The organism is Hydrogenophaga sp. H7, assembly GCF_002025745.1.
Lineage (GTDB): Bacteria > Pseudomonadota > Gammaproteobacteria > Burkholderiales > Burkholderiaceae_C > Hydrogenophaga > Hydrogenophaga pseudoflava.
The window spans coordinates 100,461-116,417 of sequence record NZ_MCIC01000020.1 but is presented as its reverse complement, the minus strand read 5'-3'; the positions used below and the strand labels follow the sequence as shown (position 1 = coordinate 116,417).

General features: G+C 68.3%; 17 protein-coding genes. 6 read left to right on the top strand and 11 right to left on the bottom strand.

Annotated features, from left to right (window positions below; all coding sequences use genetic code 11):
• Positions 1-127: 127 nt before the first annotated feature.
• Genes pntB through BC358_RS21260 form a run of 3 tightly spaced genes read right to left on the bottom strand, consistent with a single transcriptional unit; the run spans position 128 to position 3,969 of the window.
• Positions 128-1,546 carry a Re/Si-specific NAD(P)(+) transhydrogenase subunit beta gene (pntB, locus tag BC358_RS21270; RefSeq protein WP_079367376.1) on the bottom strand — a complete coding sequence of 473 codons (1,419 nt, stop codon included), beginning with the start codon at positions 1,544-1,546 and terminating at the stop codon, positions 128-130.
• Between the two features lie 19 nt (positions 1,547-1,565).
• Complete coding sequence (locus BC358_RS21265) at positions 1,566-3,188, bottom strand: Re/Si-specific NAD(P)(+) transhydrogenase subunit alpha (protein WP_079367375.1); 1,623 nt, start codon at positions 3,186-3,188, stop codon at positions 1,566-1,568.
• Positions 3,189-3,237: 49 nt separating this feature from the next.
• On the bottom strand, positions 3,238-3,969 hold the full coding sequence (locus tag BC358_RS21260) for a hypothetical protein (protein WP_143434396.1): 732 nt from the start codon (positions 3,967-3,969) through the stop codon (positions 3,238-3,240).
• Positions 3,970-4,257: 288 nt separating this feature from the next.
• Here BC358_RS21260 and BC358_RS21255 point away from each other — a divergent pair, with 288 nt between their 5' ends.
• Entirely contained in the window at positions 4,258-4,740 is a 483-nt protein-coding gene (locus tag BC358_RS21255) for an NUDIX hydrolase (RefSeq protein ID WP_079367373.1), read from the top strand.
• An 11-nt stretch (positions 4,741-4,751) separates the two neighbouring features.
• Here BC358_RS21255 and BC358_RS21250 read toward each other — a convergent pair whose 3' ends face one another.
• Together BC358_RS21250 and BC358_RS21245 are read right to left on the bottom strand one after the other, a co-directional pair.
• On the bottom strand, positions 4,752-5,399 hold the full coding sequence (locus tag BC358_RS21250) for a response regulator transcription factor (protein ID WP_066156883.1): 648 nt from the start codon (positions 5,397-5,399) through the stop codon (positions 4,752-4,754).
• The gene (locus BC358_RS21245; RefSeq protein ID WP_066156888.1) at positions 5,374-6,729 is read right to left on the bottom strand and encodes a histidine kinase; all 1,356 of its coding nucleotides are present in this window, start codon (positions 6,727-6,729) and stop codon (positions 5,374-5,376) included. The genes BC358_RS21250 and BC358_RS21245 overlap by 26 nt, the downstream gene beginning before the upstream one ends.
• A 199-nt stretch (positions 6,730-6,928) precedes the next feature.
• On the opposite strand from BC358_RS21245, the gene BC358_RS21240 reads away from it, so the two are divergent.
• From BC358_RS21240 to BC358_RS21220, 5 genes are all read left to right on the top strand, one after another.
• On the top strand, positions 6,929-8,815 hold the full coding sequence (locus tag BC358_RS21240) for a methanol/ethanol family PQQ-dependent dehydrogenase (RefSeq protein ID WP_066156890.1): 1,887 nt from the start codon (positions 6,929-6,931) through the stop codon (positions 8,813-8,815).
• Positions 8,816-8,890: 75 nt separating this feature from the next.
• Positions 8,891-9,499 (top strand): pentapeptide repeat-containing protein, encoded by a 609-nt coding sequence (locus tag BC358_RS21235; protein ID WP_079367371.1) that lies wholly within the window; start codon positions 8,891-8,893, stop codon positions 9,497-9,499.
• 2 nt (positions 9,500-9,501) lie between these two features.
• On the top strand, positions 9,502-9,972 hold the full coding sequence (locus tag BC358_RS21230) for a c-type cytochrome (protein ID WP_066156893.1): 471 nt from the start codon (positions 9,502-9,504) through the stop codon (positions 9,970-9,972).
• A 102-nt stretch (positions 9,973-10,074) separates the two neighbouring features.
• Complete coding sequence (locus BC358_RS21225; RefSeq protein WP_243721646.1) at positions 10,075-10,575, top strand: hypothetical protein; 501 nt, start codon at positions 10,075-10,077, stop codon at positions 10,573-10,575.
• Positions 10,572-11,927, top strand: coding sequence for a GAF domain-containing protein (locus tag BC358_RS21220; protein ID WP_079367370.1), 1,356 nt, complete (start codon positions 10,572-10,574; stop codon positions 11,925-11,927). The genes BC358_RS21225 and BC358_RS21220 overlap by 4 nt, the downstream gene beginning before the upstream one ends.
• A gap of 15 nt (positions 11,928-11,942) precedes the next feature.
• Here the strand turns inward: BC358_RS21220 and BC358_RS21215 are convergent, their stop codons facing one another.
• The 6 genes from BC358_RS21215 to BC358_RS21190 all read right to left on the bottom strand — a co-directional run bounded on the left by BC358_RS21215 (position 11,943) and on the right by BC358_RS21190 (position 15,953).
• A complete protein-coding gene (locus tag BC358_RS21215) occupies positions 11,943-12,686 on the bottom strand; it encodes a hemerythrin domain-containing protein (protein WP_066156897.1) in 744 nt (247 codons plus the stop codon).
• Between the two features lie 154 nt (positions 12,687-12,840).
• The gene (arfB, locus tag BC358_RS21210) at positions 12,841-13,242 is read right to left on the bottom strand and encodes an alternative ribosome rescue aminoacyl-tRNA hydrolase ArfB (RefSeq protein ID WP_079367369.1); all 402 of its coding nucleotides are present in this window, start codon (positions 13,240-13,242) and stop codon (positions 12,841-12,843) included.
• 25 nt (positions 13,243-13,267) lie between these two features.
• Complete coding sequence (locus BC358_RS21205; RefSeq protein WP_079367368.1) at positions 13,268-13,807, bottom strand: cytochrome b/b6 domain-containing protein; 540 nt, start codon at positions 13,805-13,807, stop codon at positions 13,268-13,270.
• A gap of 12 nt (positions 13,808-13,819) precedes the next feature.
• The gene (locus BC358_RS21200; RefSeq protein ID WP_066157162.1) at positions 13,820-14,077 is read right to left on the bottom strand and encodes a PepSY domain-containing protein; all 258 of its coding nucleotides are present in this window, start codon (positions 14,075-14,077) and stop codon (positions 13,820-13,822) included.
• Positions 14,078-14,217: 140 nt separating this feature from the next.
• Positions 14,218-15,087, bottom strand: a complete 870-nt coding sequence (locus tag BC358_RS21195; protein ID WP_079367367.1) for an ABC transporter permease — start codon at positions 15,085-15,087, stop codon at positions 14,218-14,220.
• On the bottom strand, positions 15,084-15,953 hold the full coding sequence (locus BC358_RS21190; RefSeq protein WP_079367366.1) for an ABC transporter permease: 870 nt from the start codon (positions 15,951-15,953) through the stop codon (positions 15,084-15,086). The genes BC358_RS21195 and BC358_RS21190 overlap by 4 nt, the downstream gene beginning before the upstream one ends.
• Positions 15,954-15,957: the final 4 nt, after the last annotated feature.

The following is a 15,957-nucleotide window of genomic DNA, read 5'->3' as shown; positions in this document are numbered from 1 at the left end:
GATTCTGACGCATCGCCCACGGGCGGCAATCCTTGAACCTTTCCCGCTACAAAAAGTGAACGTCTGCCAGGCCGCCCACAAAAAGAACAAGGCCCGGACTCGCCGGGCCTTGGCAGGGCGACCGGGATCAGCCCCGCAGCGCCGCCAGCACCTCGTCGAGCATCTTCTTGGCGTCGCCGAACAGCATGCGGTTGTTGTCCTTGTAGAAGAGCGGGTTGTCCACGCCGGCGTAGCCGCTGGCCATGGAGCGCTTCATGACGATGCTGGTGCGCGCCTTCCAGACTTCGAGCACCGGCATGCCGGCGATCGGGCTGGTGGGGTCGTCCTGCGCGGCCGGGTTCACGATGTCGTTGGCGCCGATCACCATGGTCACGTCGGTGTCCGGGAAGTCCTCGTTGATCTCATCCATTTCCAGCACGATGTCGTAAGGTACCTTGGCCTCGGCCAGCAGCACGTTCATGTGACCCGGCATGCGGCCGGCCACCGGGTGGATGCCGAAGCGCACGTTCACGCCCTTCTCGCGCAGCAGTCTGGTGATCTCGAACACCGTGTGCTGGGCCTGCGCCACGGCCATGCCGTAACCGGGCACGATGATCACGTTCTTGGCTTCGCGCAGCATCTCGGCGGTTTCCGTGGCGCTGACCGGCGTCACCTCGCCCTGCGGCTCGGCCGCGGCGCCCACGGCGGCCTTGGGTGCGGGCGCGCCGCCGCCGAAGCCGCCGGCGATCACGCTGATGAAGTTGCGGTTCATCGCACGGCACATGATGTAGCTCAGGATCGCACCCGAGGAGCCCACCAGCGCGCCGACCACGATCAGCAGGTCGTTGCTGAGCATGAAGCCGGTGGCTGCGGCCGCCCAGCCCGAGTAGCTGTTGAGCATGGACACCACCACGGGCATGTCGGCACCGCCGATGGCCATCACCATGTGGATGCCGAACAGCAGCGCGATCACGGTCATCACGATCAGCGGCGTCATGCCGGACTGGATGTCGTGTGCATTGAGGAAGGCGCGACCGAACCAGATCACGACCAGCAGACCGGCCAGGTTCAGGAAGTGGCGGGCGGGCAGCAGCAGCGGCTTGCCGCCGATTCGGCCAGACAGCTTGCCAAACGCGATGAGCGAGCCCGAGAAGGTGACCGCGCCAATCAGGATGCCGATGTAGATCTCCATCTCGTGGATGGCTTTTTCGGCCGGCGTGGCGAACACGGTGGAGGTGTCCACGTAGCTCGCGAAACCCACCAGACAGGCCGCCAGGCCCACCAGGCTGTGCATGAGCGCGACCAGTTCGGGCATCTGCGTCATCTGCACTTTCTTGGCAGCGAAGAGGCCGATGGCGCCGCCAACGACCAGCGCGCCGACGATGTAGGGGATGCCGGCCGCGGTGACGCGCGGGCCGAGCACGGTGGCCAGCACGGCGATGGCCATGCCGACCATGCCGAACAGGTTGCCGCGGCGGGCGGTTTCGGGGTTGGAGAGGCCGCCCAGGCTGAGGATGAACAGGATGGTGGCGCCGATGTAGGCCATGGTGGCCAGACTGGAGGTCATGGGTGTCGTCCTCTTCTTCTTACTTGCGGAACATCGCCAGCATGCGGCGCGTGACGGCGAAGCCGCCGAACATGTTGATGGCGGTCAGCACCAGCGCGACCACCGCGCAGCCCAGGATCAGGGCGTTGGGCCGGTCGGCGGCCCCGGCCGCGTCCAGCGGCGGCGCGACCTGGATCAGCGCGCCGATGGCGATGATCGAGCTGATCGCGTTGGTCACGCTCATCAGCGGCGTGTGCAGACTGGGCGTGACGTTCCACACCACCATGTAGCCCACGAAGCAGGCCAGCACGAACACGGTGAAGTGCGACAGGAAGGAGGCTGGCGCATAGAGGCCGACCAGCGCGAACAGCAGCGCGCCGACACCGAACACGATGGCCAGGGTCTTGGCCGACATGGGCTCGCCCGGGCCGTGGCCGTGGGCCGGCGCCTTGGGCGCGGCCACAGCGGGTTTGGCCGGCGGCTTGGGTGCAGCCGCGATGGGTGGTGCGGGCCAGGTGACCTCGCCGTCCTTGATGACGGTCAGGCCGCGAATGGCGTCGTCCTGCATGTTGACGTTGATCACGCCGTCCTTGGTCTTGCACAGCTCTTCCGTCAGACGGAACAGGTTGGTGCCATACAGCGTGGACGACTGGCGCGCCATGCGCGAGGCCAGGTCGGTGTAGCCGACGATGGTCACGCCGTGCTTCACGACCGCCTTGCCGGGTTCGGTGAGTTCGCAGTTGCCGCCCTGCTCGGCCGCCATGTCGACGATCACGCTGCCGGGCTTCATGCTGCGCACCATCTCGGCGGTGATGAGCTTGGGCGCCGGCTTGCCCGGGATCAGCGCGGTGGTGATGATGATGTCCACCTCGCGCGCCTGCTTCGCGTACATCTCGCGCTGCGCGGCCTGGAAGCCTTCGCTCATGACCTTGGCATAACCGCCGCCGCCCGAGCCCTCCTCCTCGTAGTCCACCTTGACGAACTCGCCACCGAGCGAGACCACCTGGTCGGCGACCTCGGCGCGCGTGTCGTTGGCGCGCACGATGGCGCCCAGGCTGGCGGCCGCGCCGATGGCGGCGAGACCCGCCACACCGGCGCCGGCGATGAACACCTTGGCCGGCGGCACCTTGCCCGCGGCGGTGATCTGGCCATTGAAGAAGCGGCCGAAGGCGTTGGCCGCCTCGACCACGGCGCGGTAGCCGCTGACACCGGCCATCGAGGTCAGCGCGTCCATCTTCTGCGCGCGGCTGAGCGTGCGCGGCAGGCAGTCGATGGCCAGTACCGTCACCTTCTTCGCCGCCAGCTGCTGCATCAGGTCGGGATTCTGGGCCGGCCAGACGAAGCCGATCAGGGTCTGGCCCGCGTGCATCAGCGCCACCTCGTCGGCGGTGGGCGGGCGCACCTTGAAGACGATGTCGGCGCTGCTCCAGAGCTCGGCGGTCGAGCCGGCGATGCTGGCACCGGCCTCGCGGTAGGCATCGTCGGAGAGGTCGGCGAGCTCACCGGCACCGGTCTCCACCACCACGCCGAAGCCCAGCTTGGCGAGCTTGGTGACCACGTCGGGCACGGTGGCCACGCGCTTTTCACCAGGGAAGATTTCACGGGGGATGCCGATGCGCTGCGGGGTGGCAGCGGCGGTGTCGGTCGGGGCGCCAGAAGTCATGGGCAGGTCCTCATTGCTGGAAGTTCAAAAAACAGTGCAGGGCGTGCGGTCAGCCGCCGCCGGCCGCGGCAGGCTGCGGCGGCGCGACCAGCCGGATGGGCGGCATGTCCAGACGGCCAGAGAGCGAATACACACTGCTCTTGACCGCGTCCTTGAGCTGGCGTCCCCACACCACATGGGCAGGTGGCACGTCCTTGGGCAGTGCGTCTGCAGCAGCGGCGCCTTCGGCGCTGATCGGAAACACCGTGAAGACGCGCACATCCACGAACGAACCCGTGGAGATCGCGTGCCGGCTCCACACGGTGTAGAACGGCGGCATCTCGGCGCCGTCGGTCTTGAGAGCCCCTTCCAGCTGGGGTGCCAGGGCCTTGATCACGCCGGGGCCGTCGTACAGGGGCGTCACCGTCAGGCACTGGGCGAAGCTGGCCCTGAAGCCCTCGTTGCCTTCGCGGTAGTTGTGTTCATCGGACTTGCACTCGACCGAGTACGTCATGTGGCCGCCCCGGCCACCGCCCAGCCCCTCCGAATTGGCGCTCACCAGGATCAGCACCGGCGTTTCGCTGGCGCCTCCATCCCGGACAAACAGCTTCTCCTGGACCGCCAGCGCGCCCGACCGGTCGCCCCCGTAGGCTTGCGCCGCATCCGGCAGGGGCACTTCCTTCCAGCCCTCGTCAGCGAACCGGATGTCCACCCGCCCGACCGAGAACTCGGCCGCGTGGCTGGTCACCGCTCCCCAGAGCATCCAGCCGCAGACCGCCGCCTTCCACATCCTTCTGGACATTCGTCTTTTTCCAATCATGTGCGCCGGGGCCCTCCGCCCCGTGTTGTCTCTCGCGCCTAACGGACGCCGTCCCTGGTCGGCGCGAGCGCCCGCCCGGGAGCGCCGTTGGCAGCGCGCCAGCTTAACCGACGCCCTTCAGGCCTTCACCAGCCGCAAGCCCTTGTCGCACAAGGGTTTGTACCAAGCACCGGATGCCCCCAGACCCATCGCATCCCTGCCGAATTTCATGATGCGGCAGGATGTCCCGTTCAAAGGAACACCCGAACGGTCGGTCGGGATAATGGCGCCATGAACACCCGATGGAAACCCAGTGCCACCGTGGCCGCGATCATCGAGCGCGAGGGCCGCTACCTGCTGGTGGAGGAAGAGACGCCCGAGGGCCTGCGCCTGAACAACCCGGCCGGGCACCTGGACCCGGGTGAGAGCCCCGAACAGGGCGTGGCGCGCGAGGCACTGGAAGAAACCGCCTTTGCCTTCCGCCCGACCGCGCTGGTGGGCATCTACCTCTCGCGCTTCCAGCGCGAGCGCACGGGCGAGGACATCACCTACCTGCGCTTCGCCTACTGCGGCGAGCTGGGCGAGTTCGATGCGCACCGCTCGCTCGACACCGGCATCGTGCGCACCCTGTGGATGACGCCCGACGAGGTGCGCGCCAGCGCCGATCGCCATCGCAGCCCGCTGGTGCTGCGCTGCATCGAGGACCACCTGGCCGGGCGGCGTTTTGCGCTCGACACGGTGCAGACGGATCTGTCGGTGTTCGTGGCGCGTTGAGGGTTCCGACCTCAGCAAGCGGCTTCACCGGTCAGGTCCACCAGTCCGTGGCGAACCGCCAGGCGCAGCAGCTTGAAGTCGCTGTCGGCGCCCAGCTTCTGCCGCACCATGGACAGGTGGTTCAGCACCGTCTTCGGGCTCAGGTGCATCTGGCTGGCGATCCGGTGCGTGGCTTCGCCGGTGGCGGCCAGCCGCAACACCTCGAACTCCCGCGGCGTCAACCGGTTGAGCAGGCCGTCACCGTCCAGCGAGGCGTCGGCCAGCGACCGGGCGACATCGGGCGCCAGCACCCGTCGGCCGCGCGCCACCGCCCGGATGCCGTCGAGCATGTCACCCGGCTCGCTGCTCTTGCTCAGGTAGCCCAGCGCACCGGCGCGCATGGCCTGCGTCACGTACCCGGGGCTGTCGTGCATGGACAAGACCATCACACGCAGCTGAGGGTCCCGGGCGACCAGGCGCCGGATCGCCTCGACGCCGCTGGCACCCCGCAGGCTCAGGTCCACCACCGCCACGTCGATGCCGCCCAGCTGGAGGTGGGCATAGGCCTCATCCGCCGTGCTGGCCTCGGCCACCACGCGCAGGTCCGGCTCCGCGTCGATCAGCCGGCGGTAGCCGGTGCGCACCACGGCATGGTCATCCAGCAAAAGCACATTCACCATCGAAGTCTCCTTGTCCCTGGGTTGCCAGCGGCAGCCACAGCATCACGCGCAGCCCCCCCAGCGGGGCGGTGCCCAATTCGAAGCGACCGCCCGCCATGGCGGCCCGCTCGCGCATGCCCATCACGCCGGCCCGGGCTGCCCGCAACACGTCGTTCGCACGCCCCGCACCATCGTCGTCCAGCGTCATCTGCAAACCCTGCGCACCCAGGGCAATGACCAGGCGCACGCGCGCGGCATGGGCGTGGCGCAACACGTTGGTCAACGCCTCCTGGACCGTCCGGTACAGCGCCAGACCCGCCTCCGCCGACAACCTGGGCAGCACGTCCGGCACCTGGGTCTCGATGGCAACGCCCTCGGCCCGCAGGCGACTGCCATACACCAGCTCAGTGATGGCCTCGCGAAGGTTCATGGCCTCCAGGCCGTGCGGCCGCAGCTGTCGCAGCCGGCTTCGCACCTGCAGGGTCATGCGGGTCGATGCGGTGCGGATGTCCCGCGCGCATTCGACCAGGGTGTCGGGACGCGCGGAGTCGGCGTGCCGTTCGACAAAGGCGGCCGCCGCGCCCATGGCCGCAAGGCCCTGGCCGAACTCGTCGTGCAGCTCGCGCGCGAGTTCCTCCCGTTCGCTCTCCTGCATCGCCATCAACCGCTGTCCCAGACGGCGCTCGCTCTCGTGCGCCTGCGCCAGGGTCTGCTCCAGTCGATTGATGGCATGGGCCACCCGCTGGTACTCGCGCAAGGCCATGGGGGGCATCGGCCGGTCCAGCTCTCCGCGACCGATGCGCGCCAGGCCCTCCTCCAGTTCGCGCACCGGGCGCAAGGCCCGATCGGCGGCCCACCAGGCGGCCGCCAGGGACACACCCGCAAACAGCAGGAACACCGCCAGCATCGCCGCCGCATCCTCCAGCACCTCGTCGACCTCGCTGCGCGGGTCCATGCGGATCAGCAGTTGTTCGTTCGGTCCCACCGCGAGCCGGTATTCGGGTAAATCCCAATCCTGCAGGCCGGCCAGTCGCTCCGCCCAGCCGGCGTCCTCGTCCCGGGTTGTTGCGGAATGGAGCAGTGGCTGCTCCGCGGCTGAACGCACCCACTCCACGCGGACATGGCGCAGCCCGCCGCGGGCCAGCAGGCTGTCCACCGCGCGGTGCGCGGCCTCGCTGCCCTGGGGAGAGGCCTGGGCCGCCTGCAGGACCAGCGCCACCAGCCGCGCCGTGCCTTCCAGCTCGTCCTGCACGTCGTCCCGCAGGCTCGTCGCCACCAGCAGCGCGCCCGCCACCAGCAGGGCCGCGAAGCCCGCCGACAGGCAAGCCAGCAATCGGTGTCTGAGGTCCATGGGTTGCTCCAGGCGACAGGGAACCCGTGCTTCGCAATCCACATGCCACCCTGTCCGGCTTTCCCGGGCCTGTCGGGCATTTTTCCCGGGTTGAGGGGGCGGCGCTCCCGCGACGGTGATCCGGGCGCTGCCGATACTGGCGGCGCTCTGCAGTTCCGCTGCGACCCGGCAGCCACCACCCACACCGAGGAGACCCACCATGACCGCACGCCCTGCGTTCACCCCGCGGCCGAGCCACATTGCGCTCGCACTGGCCACCCTGCTGACCGCGACCGCCCATGCCGCCAAGCCGGTGACCTGGGAAGACATCGCGAACGACCACAAGACCACCGGCGATGTGCTGAGTTACGGCCTGGGCCTGACCGCCCAGCGCTACAGCCCGGCCAAGACCATCAACACCCAGAACGTCGCCGGGCTGCTGCCGGTGTGGAGCTACTCGTTCGGCGGAGAGAAACAGCGCGGCCAGGAAGGCCAGGTGCTGGTGCACGACGGCGTGATCTACGCCACCGCGTCGTACTCGCGCTTCGTCGCCATTGAGGCGCGCACCGGCAAGCGCCTGTGGAGCTACGAACACCGCCTGCCCGAAGACATCCGCCCCTGCTGCGACGTGGTCAACCGCGGCCCGGCCATCTACGGCGACAAGGTGTTCTTCGGAACGCTGGACGCGTCCATCGTGGCGCTGGACCGGGCCACCGGCAAGGTGGTGTGGAAAGAGAAGTTTGCCGACCACGCCGTGGGCTACACCATGACAGGCGCACCCTTCATCGTGAAGGACCAGAAGACCGGCAAGGTGATGCTGGTGCACGGTTCCTCGGGCGACGAGTTCGGCGTCGTCGGTTTCCTCTACGCCCGCGACGTGGACACCGGCAAGGAGCTCTGGGCCCGGCCCTTTGTCGAGGGCCACGTGGGTCGCCTCAACGGCCAGCCCAGCACCCCGACCGGCGACCCCAAGGCCCCAACGTGGCCCAACGACCCGAACTCGCCCACCGGCAAGGTCGAGGCCTGGAGCCACGGCGGCGGCGCTCCCTGGCAGACGGCGTCCTTCGACGTCGAGACCAACACCATCGTCGTGGGCACCGGCAACCCCGCGCCGTGGAACACCTGGAAGCGCACCGCCCCTGGCGACAAGCCGATCAACTGGCCCAGCCTGTACACCTCGGGCCAGGCCTACGTGGACCCGACCACCGGCGAGCTCAAAGGCTTCTTCTCGCACACACCCAACGACGCCTGGGACTTCTCGGGCAACAACTCGGTGCTGCTGTTCGACTACAAGGACCCCAAGACTGGCAAGGTGGTCAAGGCCTCGGCCCACGCCGACCGCAACGGCTACTTCTTCGTGACCGACCGCGAAAAACTCGCCAAGGCCGGCGGCGGCCACCCCTGGAAGCAGAACGCCATCATCAACGCCTGGCCTTTCGTGGACGGCATCACCTGGACCAAGGGCTTCGACCTGAAAACCGGCATGCCCCAGGTGGTCGACGCACAGTACCCGCCGCAGCCCAAAGACGGCCAGGACAAGGGTGAGAGCATCTTCGTCTCGCCGCCTTTCCTGGGCGGCACGAACTGGATGCCGATGAGCTACAGCCCGGACTCCGGCCTGTTCTACATCCCGGGCAACCACTGGGCCATGGACTACTGGGCGGAGAAGATCACCTACAAGCCGGGTGCGGCCTACCTGGGCCAGGGCTTCCGCATCAAGAAGCTGTTCAACGACCACGTGGGCGTGCTGCGCGCCATCGACCCGGTGAGCGGCAAGATTGCCTGGGAGCACAAGGAGCAGTTCCCGCTCTGGGCCGGCACGCTGACCACCGCCGGCGGCCTGCTGTTCACCGGCACGTCCGACGGCTACATCAAGGCCTTCGACCAGAAAACCGGCAAGGAGCTGTGGAAGTTCCAGACCGGCTCGGGCATTGTCTCCATCCCCGTCACCTGGGAGATGGACGGCGAGCAGTACATCGGCATCCAGTCGGGCTACGGCGGCGCGGTGCCGCTGTGGGGCGGCGACATGGCCGAGCTGACCAAGCAGGTGTCCCAGGGGGGATCGATGTGGGTCTTCAAGCTGCCCAAACAGGTGGCTTCGCGCTGATTCACCCTTTGCGTTGACCTGGCACGCCCTCTCCGATCCTCTGGGCGGGTCAGGTCTTTTTTTCTTTCACCCACTATGTTCACGCCACTCATCCGGCGCTTGGCGCCCGCGGTGCTGGGAGCCCTGTGCGCCGGCGCCGGCGCACAGGCGCCTGGCACCGAAGCCCCGACCGACGCCGACCAGCCGCTGGTCATCAACGGCTGTCCCATCTGGCCCTACACCCGCTGCCCCGGCGCCGACCTTCGCCATGCCAACCTGGTGGGCCGCAACCTGGCCGGTGCCGACTTCCGCGGGGCCGACCTGACCCGGGCCGACCTGCGCGGTGCCAACCTGGCCGTGGCCGATCTGGAAGGTGCGAACCTCACCGGCGCCAGGCTGTCCAAGGCCACCGTGTCCAACGCCAACCTGAAGAGGGTGCGCTTCTACGGCACCGACCTCGAAGGCGCACGCCTGCTGCGCTCGGACTTCTCGGGGGCAGAATTCAACGGCGCCAGCTTGGAGATCGCGCGGCTCGACAAATCCTGGTTCCTGGGCACCCGCTTCATCGGCAACAACCTGCAGGAGGCGAAGTTCAACCAGGTCAACCTGCAGGGCGCGGTGTTCGACGGCAACGTCATGCTCTATTCGGTCTTCCCATCGTCCAACATGGTGGACTGCCAGGGCTGTCCGAAGGGCTGGGACTGACCATGACGCACCCCCTCAGCGCATCGCGGGCCCTGTGCCTGCTGGGTCTGTCCCTCACCGTCCTGACGGCACGGGCCGACGCCGACGTCAAGCGCCCGGACGTGGACACCGCCGCCTTGCCGGCCATCGCACCCGGCTGGGCCGACCTCAACCCCCTGCGCGGCAACGCCGACGCAGCCCGCATCGGTGGCACCATCTTCAACCAGACCTGCGCCCGCTGCCACGGCGAGAACGCCAACGGCATGCGCTCACCTGCCCCCGACCTGCGCCGCATCGGCATGGCCTGCCAGCGCGTGAAGGACCCTGCCTTGCGCCAGCGTTGCCTGTCGGACGCCGACCACTTCTTCGTCAAATCGGTCCGCTACGGCAAACAGAAGTTCGGCATCGTGCACATGCCGCCCTGGGACGGCGTGCTCGAACCCTCGCTCGTGTGGTCGCTGCGCAGCTTCGTGGAAACTGCGCCACGCAACTGAGCAAACCATCGTCCGCCGCGGCCCGCACTTGGCCGCGCACGGGCGGCTCACTATCATCAGCGGCTCCTACCCACGGTTTTCCCAACACAGGCGCTGCCCACCTTGGAAACCCCAGGCACTCCCCCGCTGCTGCCCCCGGAACTGCTGGCCATGATGGCGCGCGGCGTGTCGGTCATCGTGAGCTCGTGCGGGCCGGACCTGACGCCCAGCCTGATGCGAGCGGTGGGCAGCCAGGTGGGACCGCAGGGCGAACAGGTCACGGTGTTCCTCAACCGCGGGCAGTCGGTGCAGCTGCTGCGCGACGTGGCCCGCACCGGTCGCGTCGCGGTGGTGTTCAGCGAGCCCCACAGCCACCGCACGGTGCAGCTCAAATCGAACAGCGCGCGCCTGCGCGAGGTCACGCCCGACGATGTGCCCGCGCTGCAGCGCTACCTGCTGGCCATGCAGGGCGAGCTGGGCCGCATCGGCTTCGCCCCCGACTTCGCCGCCGCCATGCTGGCGCACCGCCTGGACGACCTGAGCGCCGTCACCTTCGCACCCGAGCAGGCCTTCGACCAGACCCCCGGCCCCCGGGCGGGCCAGCCGCTGCGGGGGCCGGCATGAACAGCACGGTCACGCTGGGCGAGGTGCGCCCCTGTTTCGAAGGGGCCATCCCGGCCATCATGGCCACCACGGCGGCAGACGGCACGCCCAACGTGGCCTACATCTCGCAGGTGTTCCATGTGGACGAGCGGCATGTGGCGCTGTCGTTCCAGTTCTTCAACAAGACGCGCCGCAACATCCTAGAGCACCCACGCGCCACCGTGCTGCTGCTGCACCCGGTGACGGCACAGTTCTACCGGCTGCACCTGCGCTACCTGCGCACCGAAACCGGCGGCCCGGTGTTCGAGAGCATGAAGGCCCAGCTGGCGGGCATCGCCTCGCACAGCGGCATGGCCAGCGTCTTCGTGCTGCGCGGCTCCGACATCTACGAGGTGCTCGACATCGAGCGGGTGGCCGGCGAGCCACTGCCTGGCAGCCCGCCGCGCTGCAGCCTGCTGGGCGCATTGCGCCGCGGCAGCGAGCGGCTGGCCCGCGCCACCACGCTGGACGAGGCGCTGGAGGCGACGCTGCAGACGCTGGAACACGACATGGACATTGCCCATTCCATGGTGCTGATCCTCGACCCGGCCACGCTGCGCCTCTACACCGTGGCCAGCCGCGGCTACGCCACCTCGGGCGTGGGATCGGAGATCGCGCTGGGCGATGGCGTCATCGGCGTGGCCGCCCGCGAAGGCACGCCGGTGCGCATCATGCACATGACCAGCGCCTACCTCTACAGCCAGGCGGTGCGCAGCGGTCTCGAAGACCGGGGCCTGGCGCCGGCCGACATGACCGAAATCCCCTACCCCGGGCTGCCCGAGCCCCACAGCCAGCTGGCGGTGCCGCTGCGTTCGGGCGACCGGGTGCTGGGCGTGCTGTTCGTCGAAAGCCCGCAGGACCTGCGCTTCGGCTTCGAGGACGAAGACCTGCTGGTCACGCTGGCTGGCCAGCTGGCCGCCGCCATCGACCGGCTGCAGGAAACGCCGGAGGCGGGCGAGCCCCCCGAGGGTGTCGCCCCGGAACCGGCCGTGGCGCCACCGCGGGGACCGGCCCTGCAGGTGCGCTACTACCCGGCCAACCACAGCGTCTTCATCAACAACGCCTACCTCATCAAGGGCGTGGCCGGCGCCATCCTCTGGAAGCTGCTGCAGGTGCACCGCCGCGAGGGCCGCCAGGAGTTTTGCAACCGCGAACTGCGGCTCGACCCCGGGCTGGGCCTGCCCGATGTGGTGGACAACCTCGAGGCGCGGCTGCTGCTGCTTGCGCGCCGCCTGCAGGAGCAGTGCCCGGCGCTGCGCATCGAGAAGACCGGCCGCGGGCGCTTCCGCCTGCGGGTGGGCGCCGCGGTCGACCTCCAGACCGTGCAGGCCTGAGGGTCGACCGGCGCCTCACACCGCGTCCACCAGCCCTGGCACGGCGGGCAGGCCCAGCCCGCCGCTCAGCTTGGCCCAGTCGCGCGGCGACAGGTGCGGCTGCACGACATCGAGCACCGCGCGGAACACCGGCTCCGGCGCTTCCTGGCGCATGCCGCCCAGCACCGCCAGCCGCTCGGGCGCGTTCATCTGCGGCAGCATCCAGCGCATCACCAGCATCATCTCGCCCGGCGGGATGGTCGCCACCAGCGCGCCGTGGATCGCGCGCAGCTCGTCGTCGGTGTAGGCGCACCACAGGGCCGCGTTGTGTTCGGTTTCCTCCACGTGCATGTGCCGCAGGTTCTCGGCCACGAACAGCGACAGGTCCAGGTACAGCGTGTGCAGGGCGCTGGTCAGCGCCGCGCCCTGCAGTGTGTCCAACTGCCGCGCCGCCGCGCGCAGGCGGGCGATCTGCTCCAGGTGGCCGAGGTGCTCGTGCGCCACGTCGGCGCTGAGGCCGGGTGTGCGCGCCTCGATGGCGGGGTGCACGAAGTTGTTCTCGTGGTGCACGTGGGACACGCACAGGTCCATCAGCGCGCAGACACGGGCCCCGGCGTCGGTCACGTCCTGCGGGTCCGTCGGGTCGGCGCGGCCGACCGCCAGCAGGCACTCGGCCATGACGGCGCGCAGCGCCTTGTGGATGCCGGCGTACAGGTCCTCGCGACCGGCGGCCTGGCTGGCTTCGGCCAGCTGTTTCATTTCCTGTTGGGTGAATTTCATGATGACTTCCTTGTGCGGACCAGGTCCGCTTTTGCTGCCTGGCGACAGCGCCCCATGCGTTGCCTGCCATGGGAAGAAAGTCTAAAAATCAGTGGCCGGATGCGCTGCTAAATAGCACTTAAGAAAACCCTAAAAACACCTTAAGCGAACCGATTCACTCAGAACCGCGCACCCGGCCGCGCCCCTGCTTGATCTGCGCCCGGCTGGCCTTGCCCGCCAGGCGGCGCTGCTTCGAGGCCAGCGTGGGCCGCGTCGGCTTGCGCGCCTTGGGCACATGGGCGGCGGCGTTCACCAGCGCCTGCAGCCGCGCCAGCGCGTCGGCCTTGTTCTGCTCCAGGCTGCGGCTGGTCTGGGCCTTGATGACGATCACGCCCTGCTCGCTGATGCGCTGGTCGCCGTGCGCAAGCAACCGCGCCTTCACCGCCTCGGGCAGCGAAGACGCGGCCACGTCGAAGCGCAGGTGCACGGCGTTGGAGACCTTGTTGACGTTCTGCCCGCCCGCGCCCTGGGCACGGATGGCGGTGAACTCGACTTCGGAAGGATCGATGCGCAGCATGGTGCGGCGCAGTGTGCCATGCGCTTCAGTAACGTTCCTTGACGCCGGTCACCATGGCCTTGACCAGGCGCGTGCGCTCGATGCGCCCCATCAAGATGGCGGAGGCAGCGTGCAGGCCGGCCGAGATCAGCAGCGCGTGGGCCAGCACCTCGTGCAGCTCCTGCAGCCACTCTTCACCGAACCAGGCGTCGGTGCCCTGCATCCAGCCCGTCACGCCCAGGGCGATCACGAGACCCATGAGCAGGAACATCATCAGGGCGCCCAGCGGGTTGTGGCCCCAGTGGTGTTCGGGGTGGCCCGCACGCATCGCCTGGACATGCCGCAGCAGCCGGGACGGCGTCGGAAAAAAGTCGGAGAAACGCGCATGGCGCGAACCGATGAAGCCCCAGACGACCCGCGCCACCACGAGTGCGGCGGCCAGGTAGCCGGCCCACTCGTGGGGCGTTTCGCCCTCTTCGAGCACGAACTGGTTGAGCAGCACGGTGCCGACCAGGGTCCAGTGAAAGACCCGAACAAACAGGTCCCATACAGGGCGGCTGGGCTCGGAGAGCGCAGGGGTCTTCATCGCGTCACAGCATCACTTGGTTTCGAGCACGGCGGCGGTCACGGGGTCGAAGTAGATCTCGACCTTCTTGCCGGCCTTGTCAAAGCCATAGATCTCGTAGCACTCGCCCTTGGAAACCTTGAAGGTCTTGATCTGGTAGCCCTTGTCTTCCAGGCCCTTCTTGAACTGGGCTTCGGGCATCCACTTTTCCTTGGGCTGCTCGCACTTGGGACCGGCCAGAGCGACACCGGAAACGGCGACCATGAGGGCGGCGACAGCAATCGATTTCATCGGAAACATCCTTTTCAATAGCACCCCAGCACGTGCTGGTGCGGGCATTGAAACGGCGCCGGATTAGCCCGACCTTAATTAAGCTGTGTGATTGTGTGACCGTCTGTACGACGGTTCTTGAGTGCGGCCGCCGCCCCGTCTCAGGTGGCTTCGGGGCGCGGCGCACGGGCGCTGCGCCACATCAGCAGCACCGCCAGCAGGGCCGAGGCCACCATCAGGAACAGGCTGACGGCGTTGAGCACCGGCGTCGCGCCCTCGCGCATGCGGCCGTACATCAGCACGGTCAGCGGCGCGTCCGAGCCCACCAGCATCAGCGTGGTGTTGAAGTTCTCGAACGACATCAGGAAGGCCATGGCCGCCGCACCGATCATGCTGGGCCGCAGGTAGGGCAGCGTGATGGTCCACAGCACGGCCGCACGGCTGGCGCCCAGGTTGAACGCAGCTTCTTCGAGCGTGCGGTCGAAGCGGCGCAGGCTGGCCGAGATGGTCAGCGTGGCGATGGTCACGATGTAGCTGAACTGGCCCAGGATCACCAGCGGCAGACCGGGCCGCAGGAACTCCAGTTCGAGCCCCCAGGTGGCGTCGGCGAAGTTGGCGATGCGGCTGGCAAAGGCCAGGATGGAGATGCCCAGGATCACGCCCGGGATCACCAGCGGCACCATGGAGAGCAGCGCCACCGCACTCTTGCCCGGGAACTCGAAGCGTTCCAGCAGGAAGGCGTTGCAGGTGCCCACCACCACCGACAGCAGTGTCACCCACAGCGCCACCCAGGCGCTCACGCCGATGGCCTTGAGCAGTTCTGCGTCGTGCAGCAGACCGGTGCGGCTGTCGCTGTCGGCGAAGAACCAGTCGAGCGTGAAGCCCATCCAGGGCGGCGTCGGGTAGTCGGCGTTGTTGAACGCGAACACCGCGACCACCAGCAGCGGCACGAACAGGAAGACAAAAAACGCGCCGACGAAGGCGGCGAGGCCGTATCGCTGGATCGCAGGACGCGGAAGGCTCGGGATCATGATGCTTTCATCACGGCGCCAAACCGCTGACGGGTGAGTTTGAGACCCGCCCACACCAGCAGGCTGGAGAGGAACAGCAGCAGGAAGCCGAAGGCCGCGCCCTGGTTCCAGTTGAAGCGGGTGATGAACTGGGTGTAGATCTGCTCGGTGAACCAGAGCGAGTCCTTGCCACCCAGCAGCGTGGGGGTGAGGTAGTTGCCCAGGCAGAGCATGAAGACCACGATGGAGCCGGCGGCGATGCCCGGGGCGGCATGCGGAATGACGATGCGGCGCACGATGTTGGCCGTGCTGCCGCCGAGGTCGTAGGCCGCCTCGATCAGGCTGTCGTCCAGGCTCTCCAGGCTGTTGACCAGCGGGATCACCATGAACAGCAGCGAGGCGTAGACCAGGCCGACCAGGATGGTGGCGTCGTGGTACAGCAGCTCGACCGGCTGGTCCGCCAGGCCCGTGGCCTGCAGCAGGCCCGAGACCACGCCGGTCTCGCGCAGCAGAATCAGCCAGCCCAGGGTGCGCACCATCTCGCTCACCCAGAAGGGCAGCAGGCACAGCACCAGCAGCACCATCTTCAGCCGCCCCTGGGCGACCTTGGCGATGTACCAGGCGGCGGGAAAGGCCAGCAGCAGCGTGAACAGCGTCGCCAGCACCGACATCACGGCCGTGCGCACGAAGGTGTTCCAGTACAGCGGCTCGTCGACGAAGGTGCGGTACTGATCCAGGCTGGCCGCGTACTGGCCCGGCCCCACGCGGGCCTGCAGCGACAGCAGGGCCAGCTCGACGTGCGGCAGCACCACCAGCCCGCCCAGCCAGAGCAGGGCCGGCGCGAGCAGGAAGAGCAGCATCCAGCGGCGGTGGGCGGCGACGTCCATACCG

Coding starts and splice junctions, on each gene's coding strand:
- BC358_RS21255 (WP_079367373.1), top strand. CDS start 4,258: ATGAACACCCGATGGAAACCCAGTGCCACCGTGGCCGCGATCATCGAG.
- BC358_RS21195 (WP_079367367.1), bottom strand. CDS start 15,087: ATGATCCCGAGCCTTCCGCGTCCTGCGATCCAGCGATACGGCCTCGCC.
- BC358_RS21205 (WP_079367368.1), bottom strand. CDS start 13,807: ATGAAGACCCCTGCGCTCTCCGAGCCCAGCCGCCCTGTATGGGACCTG.
- BC358_RS21260 (WP_143434396.1), bottom strand. CDS start 3,969: ATGTCCAGAAGGATGTGGAAGGCGGCGGTCTGCGGCTGGATGCTCTGG.
- pntB (WP_079367376.1), bottom strand. CDS start 1,546: ATGACCTCCAGTCTGGCCACCATGGCCTACATCGGCGCCACCATCCTG.
- BC358_RS21235 (WP_079367371.1), top strand. CDS start 8,891: ATGTTCACGCCACTCATCCGGCGCTTGGCGCCCGCGGTGCTGGGAGCC.
- arfB (WP_079367369.1), bottom strand. CDS start 13,242: ATGCTGCGCATCGATCCTTCCGAAGTCGAGTTCACCGCCATCCGTGCC.
- BC358_RS21240 (WP_066156890.1), top strand. CDS start 6,929: ATGACCGCACGCCCTGCGTTCACCCCGCGGCCGAGCCACATTGCGCTC.
- BC358_RS21250 (WP_066156883.1), bottom strand. CDS start 5,399: ATGGTGAATGTGCTTTTGCTGGATGACCATGCCGTGGTGCGCACCGGC.
- BC358_RS21265 (WP_079367375.1), bottom strand. CDS start 3,188: ATGACTTCTGGCGCCCCGACCGACACCGCCGCTGCCACCCCGCAGCGC.
- BC358_RS21190 (WP_079367366.1), bottom strand. CDS start 15,953: ATGGACGTCGCCGCCCACCGCCGCTGGATGCTGCTCTTCCTGCTCGCG.
- BC358_RS21220 (WP_079367370.1), top strand. CDS start 10,572: ATGAACAGCACGGTCACGCTGGGCGAGGTGCGCCCCTGTTTCGAAGGG.
- BC358_RS21245 (WP_066156888.1), bottom strand. CDS start 6,729: ATGGACCTCAGACACCGATTGCTGGCTTGCCTGTCGGCGGGCTTCGCG.
- BC358_RS21200 (WP_066157162.1), bottom strand. CDS start 14,077: ATGAAATCGATTGCTGTCGCCGCCCTCATGGTCGCCGTTTCCGGTGTC.
- BC358_RS21230 (WP_066156893.1), top strand. CDS start 9,502: ATGACGCACCCCCTCAGCGCATCGCGGGCCCTGTGCCTGCTGGGTCTG.
- BC358_RS21215 (WP_066156897.1), bottom strand. CDS start 12,686: ATGAAATTCACCCAACAGGAAATGAAACAGCTGGCCGAAGCCAGCCAG.